At 56.3% G+C, this 13854-nt stretch carries 14 protein-coding genes and 1 pseudogene; 9 read left to right on the forward strand and 6 right to left on the reverse strand.

The window, feature by feature from the left end; all coding sequences use genetic code 11:
• Window positions 1–4: 4 nt before the first annotated feature.
• The 3 genes from AC1VYI_RS10750 (at window position 5) to AC1VYI_RS10760 (ending at window position 1521) form a co-directional block, all read left to right on the forward strand.
• Entirely contained in the window at window positions 5–280 is a 276-nt protein-coding gene (locus AC1VYI_RS10750) for a YcgL domain-containing protein (RefSeq protein ID WP_059446849.1), read from the forward strand.
• Window positions 281–327: 47 nt separating this feature from the next.
• Complete coding sequence (locus tag AC1VYI_RS10755) at window positions 328–987, forward strand: fumarylacetoacetate hydrolase family protein (protein ID WP_029742142.1); 660 nt, start codon at window positions 328–330, stop codon at window positions 985–987.
• Between the two features lie 93 nt (window positions 988–1080).
• A complete protein-coding gene (locus AC1VYI_RS10760; RefSeq protein WP_134866076.1) occupies window positions 1081–1521 on the forward strand; it encodes a YcgN family cysteine cluster protein in 441 nt (146 codons plus the stop codon).
• 123 nt (window positions 1522–1644) lie between these two features.
• Here AC1VYI_RS10760 and dsbB read toward each other — a convergent pair whose 3' ends face one another.
• Together dsbB and nhaB are read right to left on the reverse strand one after the other, a co-directional pair.
• The gene (dsbB, locus tag AC1VYI_RS10765) at window positions 1645–2175 is read right to left on the reverse strand and encodes a disulfide bond formation protein DsbB (protein WP_023312182.1); all 531 of its coding nucleotides are present in this window, start codon (window positions 2173–2175) and stop codon (window positions 1645–1647) included.
• Between the two features lie 143 nt (window positions 2176–2318).
• The gene (gene nhaB / locus AC1VYI_RS10770; RefSeq protein WP_134866077.1) at window positions 2319–3857 is read right to left on the reverse strand and encodes a Na(+)/H(+) antiporter NhaB; all 1539 of its coding nucleotides are present in this window, start codon (window positions 3855–3857) and stop codon (window positions 2319–2321) included.
• A gap of 200 nt (window positions 3858–4057) precedes the next feature.
• Here nhaB and fadR point away from each other — a divergent pair, with 200 nt between their 5' ends.
• A complete protein-coding gene (gene fadR, locus AC1VYI_RS10775) occupies window positions 4058–4777 on the forward strand; it encodes a fatty acid metabolism transcriptional regulator FadR (protein WP_023312180.1) in 720 nt (239 codons plus the stop codon).
• Window positions 4778–4821: 44 nt separating this feature from the next.
• Here fadR and AC1VYI_RS10780 read toward each other — a convergent pair whose 3' ends face one another.
• The gene (locus tag AC1VYI_RS10780; RefSeq protein ID WP_023293929.1) at window positions 4822–6354 is read right to left on the reverse strand and encodes a SpoVR family protein; all 1533 of its coding nucleotides are present in this window, start codon (window positions 6352–6354) and stop codon (window positions 4822–4824) included.
• Window positions 6355–6675: 321 nt separating this feature from the next.
• On the opposite strand from AC1VYI_RS10780, the gene AC1VYI_RS10785 reads away from it, so the two are divergent.
• The 3 genes and pseudogenes from AC1VYI_RS10785 to AC1VYI_RS10795 form a co-directional block, all read left to right on the forward strand.
• Window positions 6676–7974: a D-amino acid dehydrogenase gene (locus AC1VYI_RS10785; protein WP_134866078.1), complete on the forward strand. Its 1299-nt coding sequence runs from the start codon at window positions 6676–6678 to the stop codon at window positions 7972–7974.
• A 9-nt stretch (window positions 7975–7983) separates the two neighbouring features.
• Window positions 7984–9054, forward strand: coding sequence for a catabolic alanine racemase DadX (gene dadX / locus AC1VYI_RS10790; RefSeq protein ID WP_045356004.1), 1071 nt, complete (start codon window positions 7984–7986; stop codon window positions 9052–9054).
• 14 nt (window positions 9055–9068) lie between these two features.
• A pseudogene (locus AC1VYI_RS10795) lies at window positions 9069–9209 on the forward strand (hypothetical protein); the annotation flags it as partial.
• On the opposite strand, the gene AC1VYI_RS10800 reads toward AC1VYI_RS10795, so the two are convergent.
• Together AC1VYI_RS10800 and ldcA are read right to left on the reverse strand one after the other, a co-directional pair.
• Window positions 9147–10880 (reverse strand): potassium/proton antiporter, encoded by a 1734-nt coding sequence (locus AC1VYI_RS10800; protein ID WP_023312177.1) that lies wholly within the window; start codon window positions 10878–10880, stop codon window positions 9147–9149. The pseudogene AC1VYI_RS10795 and the gene AC1VYI_RS10800 overlap by 63 nt on opposite strands.
• Before the next feature lie 97 nt (window positions 10881–10977).
• Window positions 10978–11892 (reverse strand): muramoyltetrapeptide carboxypeptidase, encoded by a 915-nt coding sequence (gene ldcA / locus AC1VYI_RS10805; RefSeq protein ID WP_045356007.1) that lies wholly within the window; start codon window positions 11890–11892, stop codon window positions 10978–10980.
• Between the two features lie 107 nt (window positions 11893–11999).
• Between ldcA and emtA the strand changes: the two genes are divergently transcribed.
• Window positions 12000–12611 carry a membrane-bound lytic murein transglycosylase EmtA gene (gene emtA, locus AC1VYI_RS10810; RefSeq protein ID WP_134866079.1) on the forward strand — a complete coding sequence of 204 codons (612 nt, stop codon included), beginning with the start codon at window positions 12000–12002 and terminating at the stop codon, window positions 12609–12611.
• A 37-nt stretch (window positions 12612–12648) separates the two neighbouring features.
• On the opposite strand, the gene ycgR is transcribed toward emtA, so the two are convergent.
• Window positions 12649–13380: a flagellar brake protein YcgR gene (gene ycgR, locus AC1VYI_RS10815; RefSeq protein WP_023312174.1), complete on the reverse strand. Its 732-nt coding sequence runs from the start codon at window positions 13378–13380 to the stop codon at window positions 12649–12651.
• 208 nt (window positions 13381–13588) lie between these two features.
• Here ycgR and AC1VYI_RS10820 point away from each other — a divergent pair, with 208 nt between their 5' ends.
• Window positions 13589–13843 (forward strand): GlsB/YeaQ/YmgE family stress response membrane protein, encoded by a 255-nt coding sequence (locus AC1VYI_RS10820; RefSeq protein ID WP_008502662.1) that lies wholly within the window; start codon window positions 13589–13591, stop codon window positions 13841–13843.
• The last annotated feature ends 11 nt before the right edge of the window (window positions 13844–13854 follow it).

Below are 13854 nucleotides of genomic sequence, written 5' to 3' on the forward strand. Positions count from 1 at the left end.
AAACATGTTTTGTGTGATCTACAGAAGTACAAGCCGTGACCAGACCTATCTTTATGTCGAAAAGAAAGACGATTTTTCACGCGTGCCTGAAGAATTAATGAAGAACTTTGGCCGACCACAGCTGGCGATGCTGTTGCCGCTCGATGGTCGTAAGAAACTGATTAACGCCGATCTGGATAAAGTGAAAACGGCCTTATCCGAGCAAGGCTATTATTTACAGCTTCCACCGCCACCCGAGAATTTATTAAAACAGCATCTTGAGGCGAACGTTAAAAAATAGTCTCAACTGTTTTTGGGCACAACACATCAACCGTTTAGGGGTCGACCATGTATCAACATCATAACTGGCAAGGTGCATTACTGGATTATCCCGTCAGCAAAGTGGTTTGCGTGGGCAGCAACTACGCAAAACATATTCAGGAGATGGGCAGCGCGACGCCAGAAGAGCCGGTCCTGTTTATTAAGCCTGAAACGGCGCTTTGCGATATCCGCCAGCCGCTGGCGCTGCCCCAGGGGCTGGGTTCGGTGCATCACGAAGTTGAACTTGCCGTGCTGATCGGCGCGACGCTGCGCCAGGCCTCAGAAGAACATGTTAAAAAAGCGATTGCCGGATACGGCGTGGCGCTGGATCTGACCCTGCGTGACGTTCAAGGCAAAATGAAGAAAGCAGGGCAGCCGTGGGAAAAAGCCAAAGGGTTTGATAATTCCTGCCCGATTTCGGCGTTTGTGCCGGTGAGCGAATTTACCGGCGATCCCCAGGACACGCCGCTTAGCCTGAAGGTTAACGGCGAGATCCGCCAGCAGGGCACCACGGCAGACATGATCCATAAGATTGTGCCCCTGATCGCCTACATGAGCCGCTTCTTTACCCTTAAACCAGGCGATGTGATCCTGACCGGAACCCCAGAAGGCGTTGGCCCGCTACTCAGCGGTGACGAGCTTGAGGTCGGTTTTAACGGCCTGTCGCTGAAAACTCGCGTGCTGTAACCCCATCTTGCCGCCTGAAGAGGGCGGCAAAACTTGCAACAACGTGCCAGACTCGTTATAAGGTGCGCTTTCTTTTGACGTGTGGACATCCTGATGAACAACATCCCTTTCTGGCAAAGCAAAACTCTCGACGACATGACTGACTCGGAATGGGAATCATTGTGTGACGGCTGCGGGCAGTGCTGCCTGCACAAGCTGATGGATGAAGATACGGATGAAATCTACTTCACCAACGTTGCCTGCAAGCAGTTAAACATTAAAACCTGCCAGTGCCGCAACTATGAGCGCCGGTTTGAATTTGAGCCTGACTGCATCAAGTTAACCCGGGATAATCTGCCGACGTTTGAATGGCTGCCGCATACCTGCGCGTATCGCCTGCTGGCGGAAGGGAAAGGTCTGCCTGACTGGCATCCGCTGTTAACCGGTTCAAAAGCGGCGATGCACGGTGAACGTATCTCTGTGCGCCACATTGCTGTGAAAGAGTCCGAGGTGCGTGACTGGGAAGACCACATCATGAATCACCCGACCCGTTGAGATTAAAAAAACCGCCGAGGCGGGTTTTTTTGTGCTTGTGCGGCCTGATGCCCTCACCCCAACTCTCTCCCACGGGAGAGGGCGCAAGCACTAAAAACGGCAACCTCGGTTGCCGTTTTGCTTTTACCTTCCGAACAGATCGCGTTTCTTCGGTTTGAACGGCTGGGCAATCAGCACCAGCAGCGCCACGACGAAGTAGGCGGCAAAAATACCCACCAGCCACTGCGGCATCTCCAGCGTCAGGAATTCCCACTGACGAACGGAGCAGTCACCGGATGCAACAAACACCTGCGGCAGCCATTTGTCCAGCGGCAGCCAGCTCGGGAAGCGGGCGGCAAAATCACAGGTCATAAACGGTGACGGATGCAATTGCATCATGGTGTGCTGCCAGGAGAGTTCAATTCCTTTCCAGGCGCTGTAGATCCAGATGGCAATACCGGCATAGCGAAGCGGCGATTTTGGGGCAATCGCGCCCACCAGGCCCGCACCCATAATGCCGAATAGCGCGCTGCGTTCGTAAATACACAGTACGCAAGGTTTCAGTCCCATTACGTGCTGGAACCACAGCGCGACCATTTCCAGCGCAAAGGCGGTCAGGGCCATTAACAACCACGCTCCGCGACCGCGGGAGCACTGGTTTAAAAATCTCAACATAATCATTTCCCTGGAACATGCTTAGAAAGCGCAGTGTAAACGAATTCGTTTTTCGCGCCACCTGTACCTGGCGAAATAAAACGTAATTGGATGTTTATCGTGCGAAAAGGCAAACGGGCAGCGAACTGCCCGAGATGCGTAGTTTACTGCGCCGCAAGTATACCCGCTTGTACCAGCCATTGCGTACAGGGAATGAGGGTAATTTTGACGCAAAGCAATCCGACGATCGTGAGCACCAGCGTATAGGGCAGTGCCATCCACACCATCCTGCCATAAGAAAGACGTATGAGCGGCGCGAGGGCGGAGGTCAGCAGGAACAGGAAGGCGGCCTGGCCATTTGGCGTCGCTACCGACGGCAGGTTGGTACCGGTGTTGATCGCCACGGCCAGCAGCTCAAACTGTCCGGCGCTGATAACGCCTTGCTCCATGGCCGCTTTGGCCTCGTTGATGTAGACCGTCCCGACAAAGACGTTATCTGAGATCGACGAGAGCAGGCCGTTAAACAGGTAAAACAGCGAGAGCTGAGCATCCGGTGACGACTGTAATACAAAGGCAATAATCGGCGCGAACAGGTGCTGGTCGATAATCACCGCCACGACGGCAAAGAACACCGCCAGCAGGGCGGTAAACGGCAGGGCTTCGGTAAACGCCTTGCCGATGGCATATTCGTCCGTCACGCCGGTAAAGGTGGTGGCGAGAATAATGACTGACAGGCCAATCAGCCCCACTTCAGCAAGATGGAACGCCAGCGCCGCGATAAGCCAGACGCCGATGATCCCCTGAGCAATCAGTCGTAGCGTCTCCTGGCGCGTCCGCTGGCTTCGGCTCTGCACGTCGAATTTATGCAGTTCCTGACGTACCGGCTCCGGGAGCTGCGCCCCGTACCCAAAGAGGCGAAACTTCTCCACCAGCAGACAGGTCGCCAGCCCGCAGATCAGCACCGGAACGCTCACCGGGGCCATTCTCAGGAAGAAATCACCGAAATGCCAGCCCGCCGCTTTGGCAATGATCAGGTTTTGCGGCTCGCCCACCATGGTCATCACGCCACCCAGGGCGGTACCGACGCCGGCATGCATCATCAGGCTGCGCAGGAAGGCGCGAAACTGTTCCAGTACCTCACGGTTATGCGCCTCGACGTGGCTGTCATCCTGCAGGTCCTCATTTGGGCGAGAGGAGGCCACGCGGTGATATATACCGTAAAACCCAACCGCGACGCTGATCACTACCGCGACGACCGTCAGCGCATCGAGGAAGGCCGACAGGAAGGCGGCGGCAAGGCAAAACGCCAGCGAGAGGAACATTTTCGACGGAATGCTGAGCAGCAGGCGCGTGAAGATGAACAGCAGCAGCTGTTTCATAAAGTAGATACCCGCCACCATAAAGATCAGCAGCAGAAGCACTTCGAGATTAGACGCCAGCTCTGCTTTGACATGCTTGGCGCTGGTCATACCGACGACGACGGCTTCAAACGCCAGCAAACCGCCCGGCAGCAGGGGATAACATTTCAGCGCCATGGCCAGGGTGAAGATAAACTCCGCCACCAGCAGCCAGCCGGCGATAAAGGGATTCACGCTAAAAATGATGGGATTAACGACCAGGAAAACCAACAGTATCAGTTTATACCAGTCAGGAGACTGGCCTAAAAAATTGCGCCATAGTGCGCGCCCAAAAGAAATTTCCACAACAGACGTCCTTCCCGTCAAGTAAGACAAAACATCAGTATACGCAAAAATCACGGCCTGGAGGCGGATAAGGCTGCATTGTAAATTTCACAAAAATGAAACGGCGATCCCTCTTTTCTCTCTTTGCCGCGCTACCTGCTACTGCGTGCCTCTGGTATGATGAGTCCAATTTGCTAAAGCTGTGTAATGGAAATCTCACTATGGTCATTAAGGCGCAGAGCCCGGCGGGTTTCGCGGAAGAGTACATCATTGAAAGCATCTGGAATAATCGTTTCCCTGCGGGGTCCATTCTTCCGGCTGAACGCGAACTCTCTGAACTGATTGGCGTCACTCGCACCACGCTGCGTGAAGTGCTTCAGCGGCTGGCGCGCGATGGCTGGTTGACGATCCAGCACGGTAAGCCTACGAAAGTAAACAACTTCTGGGAAACGTCCGGGCTGAACATTCTTGAAACGCTGGCGCGTCTCGACCATGAAAGCGTGCCGCAGCTCATTGATAATCTGCTCTCCGTTCGCACCAACATCGCGACGATCTTTATTCGTACCGCTTTCCGTCAGCATCCGGAAGACGCCCTTGCGGTGCTGGCCACAGCAAACGAGGTGGAAGATCACGCCGATGCTTTTGCCACCCTCGATTACAACGTGTTTCGCGGCCTGGCGTTTGCCTCCGGCAACCCGGTGTATGGCCTGATCCTCAACGGTATGAAAGGGCTTTATACCCGCATTGGCCGCCACTACTTTGCCAATCCGGAAGCGCGTAGCCTGGCGCTGGGCTTCTACCATAAGCTGAGCAAGCTCTGTACCGAAGGCCTGCACGATCAGGTTTATGAGACGGTGCGCCGCTACGGTCACGATTCCGGTGAAATCTGGCACCGTATGCAGAAAACGCTGCCGGGTGATTTAGCGATTCAGACCCGCTAAAAGAAAAACCTCTCATACGAGAGGTTTTTTTTCGCCCGGTGGCGCTACAGCGTATTCAACCGCGCCGGGCAACGTTCCAGCAGCTCGACGCTCCCGTCTTCATTCTGCTGCTCCAGCTGCACGTCAAAACCCCACAGGCGATGCACGTGCTTCAGCACCTCTTTACGCCCTTTATCCAGCGGCGCGCGATTGTGCGGGATATAGCGCAGCGTCAGGGAGCGGTCGCCGCGCAAATCGACGTTCCACACCTGAATATTCGGCTCAAGGTTGCTCAGGTTGTACTGGGAAGAGAGGCGAGAGCGGATCTCACGGTATCCCTCTTCGTTATGGATAGCGGAAATCTCCAGATAGTTGTTGCGGTCATCGTCCAGCACGGTGAAGAAGCGGAAATCACGCATGATCTTCGGCGACATAAACTGGCTGATGAAGCTCTCATCCTTAAAGTCGCGCATCGCAAAGTGCAGCGTTTCCAGCCAGTCAGAACCGGCGATATCCGGGAACCAGTACTTGTCTTCTTCCGTCGGCGACTGGCAGATGCGCTTAATATCCTGGAACATGGCGAAGCCAAGCGCATACGGGTTAATCCCGCTGTACCACGGGCTGTTGTAGGGCGGCTGGAACACCACGTTGGTATGGCTGTGGAGGAATTCCATCATGAACCGCTCGGTCACTTTTCCCTCGTCGTACAGATGGTTAAGAATGGTGTAGTGCCAGAAGGTCGCCCAGCCTTCGTTCATGACCTGCGTCTGCTTTTGCGGGTAAAAATACTGGCTCACCTTGCGCACGATGCGCAGGATCTCACGCTGCCACGGCTCCAGCAGCGGGGCGTTCTTCTCCATAAAATAGAGCAGGTTTTCCTGCGGCTCGGACGGATAGCGACGCGCTTCGGCGATCGTTTTTTCCTCCTCACGCTTCGGCAGGGTTCGCCACAGCATGTTCACCTGGCTTTGCAGGTACTCTTCGCGGCTTTTCTGCCGGGCTTTCTCCTCCTGCAGGGAGATTTTCTGCGGGCGTTTATAGCGGTCCACGCCGTAGTTCATCAGCGCGTGGCAGGAGTCGAGCAGTTTTTCCACTTCGTCCACGCCGTAGCGCTCCTCGCAGTCGGTAATGTATTTACGGGCGAAGATCAGGTAATCGACGATGGAGCTGGCGTCCGTCCAGCTGCGGAACAGGTAGTTATTCTTGAAAAATGAGTTATGCCCGTAGCAGGCATGCGCCATCACCAGCGCCTGCATGGTAATGGTGTTCTCTTCCATTAAATAGGCAATACACGGATTGGAGTTAATCACAATCTCATACGCCAGCCCCTGCTGGCCGTGCTTATACAGCCGTTCCGTTTCAATAAATTTTTTACCAAACGACCAGTGCGGATAGTTAATCGGCATCCCGACGCTGGAGTAGGCGTCCATCATCTGTTCGGACGTAATGACTTCAATCTGATGGGGATAGGTATCCAGACGATACAGCTTTGCGACCCGGTCGATTTCGGCGAGGTAAACATCCAGCAGCTCGAAGGTCCAGTCGGGTCCATCGCTCAGACGTGTGTTGTCCTTGTTCAGGGAATCAATAGTAGCCATTAGCGCGCCCTCGTTGTGGGTGCTCTCTCTGTCTGGAGAGCCTCCTTTCAAGCATAGATCAACGTGTTAAAAAGCGTGCTGGGGCAGAAATTTTTTCTTTGCGATTTCGCGTTTTTGATACGGCAAAAAAACGGTATGCCTCAGCATATTATGCTGGTTAAAAATAACGCGCAGCAGGAGATCCCAAATTAGCACTATCCCCTGATGCTGGGGGATGTGTGAGGTAAGTCACCATAAAAAAGTCGTATGTTGAATAATATTTTCAACTAGGTTATCAATCTGTAATTAGAAGATTGTTCTTTTGCACATAATGGAGTGGCTATGCGTGTTGTCATACTGGGAAGTGGTGTCGTTGGGGTAACCAGCGCCTGGTATTTAAGTCAGGCGGGACATGACGTAACCGTTATCGATCGTGAATCCGGTCCCGCGCTTGAAACCAGCGCGGCGAACGCCGGGCAAATCTCTCCGGGGTATGCGGCGCCGTGGGCTGCGCCGGGCGTTCCGCTGAAAGCGATTAAATGGATGTTCCAGCGCCATGCGCCGCTGGCCATCAGCCTTGACGGCACGCAGTTCCAGCTGAAGTGGATGTGGCAGATGCTGCGCAACTGCGACACCCGCCACTACATGGAGAACAAAGGGCGCATGGTGCGCCTGGCGGAATACAGCCGCGACTGTCTGAAAGCGCTGCGAGCGTCGACGGGGATTGAGTACGAAGGCCGTCAGGGCGGGACGCTGCAGCTGTTCCGCACCGAGCAACAGTACGAGAATGCCACCCGCGATATCGCCGTGCTGGAAGATGCGGGCGTACCGTACCAGCTCCTTGAAGCCTGCCAGCTTGGCCAGGTTGAACCGGCGCTGGCGGAAGTGGCGCACAAGCTGACCGGCGGCCTGCGCCTGCCGAATGACGAAACCGGCGACTGCCAGCTCTTTACGCAACGTCTGGCGCAAATGTGCGAGCAGGCGGGGGTGAAGTTCCGCTTTAACACCTCCGTCGACAAGCTGCTGTCGGAAGGCGAAAAAATTTACGGCGTGAAGTGCGGCGACGAGGTGATCAAAGCCGATGCCTACGTGATGGCGTTTGGTTCGTACTCCACCGCCATGCTGAAAGGCATTCTCGACATTCCGGTTTATCCGCTGAAGGGCTACTCGCTGACCATTCCGGTGAAAAAAGAGAGCGGCGCACCTGTCTCGACCATTCTGGATGAAACCTACAAAATCGCCATTACCCGCTTCGACAACCGCATTCGCGTAGGCGGCATGGCGGAAATTGTCGGCTTCAACACCGAGCTGCTGAAGCCGCGTCGTGAAACGCTGGAGATGGTCGTGGGCGATCTCTTCCCGCGCGGCGGTTTTGTTGAGCAGGCGACGTTCTGGACCGGCCTGCGTCCGATGACCCCGGACGGCACGCCGATCGTAGGCCGCACGCCGTTCAAAAACCTGTGGACCAATACCGGACACGGCACGCTCGGCTGGACGATGGCCTGCGGATCGGGCCAGCTGCTGAGCGACCTGATTTCCGGGCGCACGCCGGCAATTCCGTTTGACGATTTAAGCGCCGCACGCTATCAATCGGGGTTTACGCCTTCGCGTCCACAGCACCTGCACGGCGCGCATAGCTAAGGAGTTGTCATGTCCCGTCCTGTTCTGGCCCAGCTGAACCTGCAGGCCCTGAAGGATAATCTGCAAATTGTTCGTCGGGCGGCACCGGGTTCGCGCGTCTGGTCGGTGGTGAAAGCGAATGCCTACGGCCACGGTATCGACCGTATCTGGAGCGCGCTGAGCGCGACCGACGGTTTTGCGCTCCTGAATCTGGAAGAGGCCATTCTGCTGCGCGAGCGCGGCTGGAAAGGGCCGATTCTACTGCTGGAAGGGTTCTTCCATGCGGACGATCTGCCGCTGCTGGATAAGTACCGGCTGACCACCAGCGTTCACAGCAACTGGCAGATTAAGGCGATCCAGGATGCGAAGCTCCATGCTCCGCTGGATATCTACCTCAAGGTGAACAGCGGCATGAACCGCCTGGGCTTTCAGCCTGAGCGGGTGCATACGGTCTGGCAGCAGCTGCGCGCCATGAAAAACGTGGGCGAAATGACGCTGATGGCGCATTTTGCCGACGCGGAAAAACCCGACGGCATTGCCGATGCCATGGTCCGCATTGAGCAGGCGGCAGAAGGGCTGGATTGCCCGCGCTCGCTGTCGAACTCGGCGGCCACGCTGTGGCATCCCGAGGCGCACTATAACTGGGTGCGTCCGGGGATCGTTCTCTACGGTGCGTCTCCCTCTGGTCAGTGGCAGGATATCGCCAACAGCGGCCTTAAGCCGGTCATGACCCTGCGCAGTGAAATCATTGGCGTGCAGACGCTGAAGGCCGGGGACACGGTGGGCTACGGCAGCCGCTACCGGGCAAAGGGCGAGCAGCGGATTGGCATCGTGGCGGGCGGTTATGCCGACGGCTACCCGCGCATCGCGCCGACCGGCACGCCGGTCTGGGTCGATGGGGTCCGCACGGGAACGGTGGGCACCGTATCTATGGATATGCTGGCCGTTGACCTGACGCCATGCCCGCAGGCGGGCATTGGCTCACCCGTCGAGCTGTGGGGTAACGAAGTTAAGATTGACGACGTTGCTGCCGCGGCGGGCACGGTGGGGTATGAATTGATGTGCGCACTGGCACCAAGAGTGCCGGTTGTGACGGTGTAACTTATGTCAGCCGGGTGGCGCTAACCCTTACCCGGCCTACGTTCGAGGGTTTTGTAAGCCGGGTAAGGCGAAGCCGCCACCCGGCAAAAAAACTACTCCGCTTCCTCTTCCATCGGCCTCAAACCGACTTTCCGCACCGCGTTATCTTCTTTTTCGGCAACGGTCCAGATCATCCCGGCAAACTCTACCTGATCCCCCACGACCGGGGCAGCGCCAAGCCGCTGCTGGATGATTTCGCCCAGCGTTTGCGGGTTATCACCGTCTTCAGCACCTTCATCCAGGCCGTAAATCAGCGCGACATCCGCAAATTTGGCGCTGGCTTCCAGAATAAAATCGCCGAAGAAGCGCTGGTCCAGCGCCACCGGAGGCGACTGGCTGAACAGCTTGCCCAGCGCCGGCAGGTCACGCTCGCGACCAATCACGCAAAGAATATCCCCCTCGCGCAGGCGGGTGCTGCCGGTAGGGTGCAGCAGGACATTATCGCGGAACAGGGCGGCAATGCGCGTTTCGGTCGGCATGTGCAAATCGCGCAGCGAGGCTCCCACGCACCATTTGTCGGCGCTCAGCTGATAGACAAACTGTTCCCACGGGTTCTCCGGATGAATATCGAGCCCCACGCGGGAGACCGGCCAGCCCACGGGCGGGACCACCACTTTGGCTTTTTTCGCCGCCCACCCGAGCGAGGTTCCCTGGAACAGCAGGGAAATCAGCACCACGAAGAACGCCACGTTAAAGAACAGCCGCGCGTTATCCAGACCGGCCATCATCGGGAACACCGCAAGGATAATCGGCACCGCGCCGCGCAGGCCCACCCAGCTGATAAACACCCGCTCGCGCAGGTTGAAGCCGCGAAACGGCAGCAGGCCTGCAAATACCGACAGCGGACGGGCGAAGAAGATCATCCACGCGGACAGCAGCAGCGCCGGAACGGCGATCGGCAGCAGGTCCGATGGCGTAACCAGCAGGCCCAGCACCAGAAACATGCCGATTTGCGCCAGCCACGCCAGACCGTCGAAGTTCTGCAAAATGGCATGCCGGTTGCGAATAGGGCGGTTGCCCATCAGGAACCCGCAGAGATAGACCGCGAGAATACCGCTGCCGTCCACTGCGGTGGTGACGGCAAAAATGAGAATGCCGCCGCTCAGCGCCAGCAGGGGGTAAAGCCCCGCGGGCAGCGAGATGCGGTTGATCGTCTGCTGTAAGAGGTATCCCCCCGCCAGGCCGATGACGATCCCCAGACCGAACTGCTGCAGGATATGTAACGCAAACATCCAGCTCAGCCCGCTTTCATGCTGCTGAATCATCTCGATAAGCGTAATGGTGAGAAATACCGCCATCGGATCGTTACTGCCGGATTCAATCTCAAGCGTGGAGCCAACGCGTTCGTTAAGCCCTTTTCCGCCGAGCAGGGAAAACACCGCTGCCGCATCGGTTGAGCCCACGATGGCGCCAATCAGCAAACCTTCCATGATATTGAGGTGGAAAAGCCACGCGGCCATCATTCCGGTGAGGCCGGAGGTAATCAACACGCCGACCGTGGCGAGCGACAGCGCAGGCCCTAAGGCCACGCGGAAGGAGCTTGCCTGGGTGCGCATCCCGCCGTCCAGCAGGATCACCGCCAGCGCGAGGTTACTCACCATGTAGGCGAAGGGGTAGTTATCGAAAGGGATACCGCCAATGCCATCAATGCCGGCCAGCATGCCGATGGCGAGGAAAATGACAAGAATAGGTATGCCGAGACGCGATGAAAATGAACTTAATAAAATACTGCTGGTTACAAGGACGGAACCCAAAATGAAAAGGCTGATTATCGCTGCGGCATCCAATGTTCTCTTACTCCCACCTCAATGTTAACGCTGTTACTAAAACCCTAACATATTAACAACGGCAACAGCGTTTTATTAAGGGGGTATAACGGCTTTTTTATGCCTTTATGACAGGATGACCGCTGATGGTCAGCCGACTGCCGGAATCATTGTGGATCAGGGTGGCGTGCGCCCCCAGCGCCAGGGTCACGGTTTGCTGCTCGTGGCCGAAATCGAGACCGGTGATGACCGGAATATCCAGCCGCGAGCGAACGAAGTCGACCATGGTCTCAAGGGAGTAACCCGCGTCATAGTCATTCGGGGCAGAGCCGCTGAAGCTGCCCAGCACAACCGCGGACTGGCGTTCAAGAATACCGGCATGATAAAGCTGCAATAGCATGCGCTCGACGCGGAACGGATGTTCGTTGATATCTTCCAGCACCAGAATGCCGTCCTCGATTTGTGGCATCCACGGCGTGCCGATGAGCGAGACCAGCATCGCCAGGTTACCCCCCCAGAGCTGGCCTTCACACTCCCAGTGCGGTCCATTGCCTTGCCACTCCACGCTGTAGGTAGGGTTACGCAGCGCGCGCCAGAAATGTTCCACGGTGAACGCGTCCAGCTCCGGTGCGCCGAAGTTACCGGCCAGCATCGGGCCGCTAAACGTGATGACGTTATGCAGGGCCAGCAGCCCGAGCTGGATGACGGTGAAATCGCTGTGGCCGCAGATCAGCAGCGGATCCTGCTGCTGGCGCAGCGCCAGCCCCTGCCAGTCAATGCTCTCCAGCAGCCGGCTCGCACCGTATCCGCCACGCACCGCAAGCACAACCCGGTTTTCGCCCGTCAGGTTCACCAGACTATTGATATCATTCAGCCTCTGCGCTTCGGTACCGGCAAAACGCTGCTGGCGGCGGGGGATAATCGTCTGATTTTCTACCTGATGGCCAGATTCCAGCAAACGCTGAACGCCCCGCTGCGCCGCGTCCTGGTTAATGCAGTAGCCCGACGGCGCGATAAGATGAAACTGAGACATGGCAATTCCTTGCTGAATGAGAAACTAATTGTCTATATCATGCCGCTTATACGCTGCCTGCTTCAAGAGGCGGCGCACCGCGATGACCGGCTATAAGGATAGATGACGTGAAATTGAGATGGTTTGCTTTTTTGATTGTGTTGCTCGCTGGCTGTAGTACCAAACATGATTATCAAAACCCGCCCTGGAACCCGGAAGTGCCGGTGAAACGGGCCATGCAGTGGATGCCGATCAGTGAGCAAGCCGGGAAGGCCTGGGGCGTAAGCCCGCGTCTCATCACGGCGATCATCGCGGTGGAGTCCGGCGGTAATCCCACGCTTGTCAGCAAATCCAATGCGGTGGGGCTGATGCAGCTTAAAGCGTCAACGGCGGGGAGAGAGGTTTACCGCTACATGGGCTGGAGCGGCCAGCCGTCGACCAGCGAGCTGAAAAAACCGGAACGCAACATTTCAATGGGCACGGCCTATCTGAGCATTATGGAGCATGGCGTGCTGAAGGGGATTAAGGATCCGGAGGTGATGCAGTACGCGCTGGTGGTGTCTTACGTTAACGGTGCCGGCGCGTTGCTCAGAACCTTCTCCTCTGACCGCAAAGAGGCGATAGAAGAGATTAACGACATGGACAAAGACGAATTCTTTGAGCATGTGGCGAAAAATCACCCGGCACCACAGGCGCCTCGTTATATCTGGAAAGTACAGAAAGCGATGGATGCCATGTAATGCCGCAGACGGGCGGCGGTCACGCTGCCCGATTTCTTCACAGAACTTTATTTGCGCGTTCCCGCGCCTCCCGCTCCAGGGAATAGATAATACGCTGAAGCTCACGCTCTGCGCCGGGCCCGACGTTGAGGAAACGGAAGCTCAGACGCGGCGTGGTGATAGTTTCATTTTTGCTGTCCACGACGGTGCGGTCGCTGATGGCAATCAGCTGCGCATCGAAATAAAAGCGACCCCAGCCCCCCATATCCAGTTCAATTTGCGTAAACCGCATGCCCTCTACCAGCCCGTCCGGTTTCGGCGTATCCATCAGCGCGCCCATGCCGCCGAGCGACAGATCGAAGAGGCGGAAGCGGATCTCTTTTTTGTCCGGCATTTTGGCCTTACAAAAATAGGCGGGGTGAAGCGGGGCGCTGATGCGGAAATATTCACGACGCTGAACAAACCAGAGATTCGTCGGAAGCGGGGTAACAAAAGCCGGCAGTCCCTGATATTCGCTCAGTTCCAGCCGCGACAGGACAAATTCCACTTTGGCGCCCTGCGTTTCGGCCATCACCGCGATATTCTCCGCTTTTAGCGCCGCGCGGTTTTCATACTCCTGACTGCCTAAATCAATCACCAGCCGATCCTGCGAGGCGTCAAGGATCTTGCTGATGAACTGATTATTCGACCAGCTGATGCGCAGCGGCACTTCACCTTTTTGCAGGTCGCGTAATACCCCTAATACAGCCAGCGGATTTTGCTTGAGGAACTGCTCACTGTAATGACTCACGCCGGATGGCTCCTTGATAGATGACGGACTGTCTTAGCGTTATCGGCAATCTGCAATGAAACTTAATACAAACCGGTGAGTTTTTTTTGCCTGTTTAACCAAAGATAAGTCGGTGAGATGAAAATGGTTTTCCGGCGATGACCTATACTTAAGTTAGCTGTGCAGAAGGTTTTCTGCGCACGCGTTAAACCTGCAAGAGGGCATCGCTATGGGTATCATCGCCTGGATTATCTTTGGTCTTATTGCTGGCGCTATCGCTAAACTGATCATGCCGGGAAACGATGGCGGCGGCTTTATTTTGACCTGTGTACTCGGGGTCGTTGGTGCGGTTGTGGGCGGCTGGCTGGCGACGATGTTTGGCTTTGGAGGCAACATAAGTGGTTTCGACCTGCACAGTTTTCTGGTCGCTGTCGTGGGTGCCATTGTGGTGCTGGGCATATTCAGGTTACTGCGACGAGCATAAATTGACATGAA

Source organism: Enterobacter sp. QK-SA4, assembly GCF_056856775.1.

What these genes read in the sequence shown, in the direction of transcription:
- AC1VYI_RS10755 (WP_029742142.1), top strand. Translation starts at nt 328, where the DNA reads ATGTATCAACATCATAACTGGCAAGGTGCATTACTGGATTATCCCGTC.
- AC1VYI_RS10780 (WP_023293929.1), bottom strand. Translation starts at nt 6,354, where the DNA reads ATGGCTACTATTGATTCCCTGAACAAGGACAACACACGTCTGAGCGAT.
- AC1VYI_RS10750 (WP_059446849.1), top strand. Translation starts at nt 5, where the DNA reads ATGTTTTGTGTGATCTACAGAAGTACAAGCCGTGACCAGACCTATCTT.
- dsbB (WP_023312182.1), bottom strand. Translation starts at nt 2,175, where the DNA reads ATGTTGAGATTTTTAAACCAGTGCTCCCGCGGTCGCGGAGCGTGGTTG.
- fadR (WP_023312180.1), top strand. Translation starts at nt 4,058, where the DNA reads ATGGTCATTAAGGCGCAGAGCCCGGCGGGTTTCGCGGAAGAGTACATC.
- AC1VYI_RS10760 (WP_134866076.1), top strand. Translation starts at nt 1,081, where the DNA reads ATGAACAACATCCCTTTCTGGCAAAGCAAAACTCTCGACGACATGACT.
- AC1VYI_RS10785 (WP_134866078.1), top strand. Translation starts at nt 6,676, where the DNA reads ATGCGTGTTGTCATACTGGGAAGTGGTGTCGTTGGGGTAACCAGCGCC.
- dadX (WP_045356004.1), top strand. Translation starts at nt 7,984, where the DNA reads ATGTCCCGTCCTGTTCTGGCCCAGCTGAACCTGCAGGCCCTGAAGGAT.
- ldcA (WP_045356007.1), bottom strand. Translation starts at nt 11,892, where the DNA reads ATGTCTCAGTTTCATCTTATCGCGCCGTCGGGCTACTGCATTAACCAG.
- AC1VYI_RS10820 (WP_008502662.1), top strand. Translation starts at nt 13,589, where the DNA reads ATGGGTATCATCGCCTGGATTATCTTTGGTCTTATTGCTGGCGCTATC.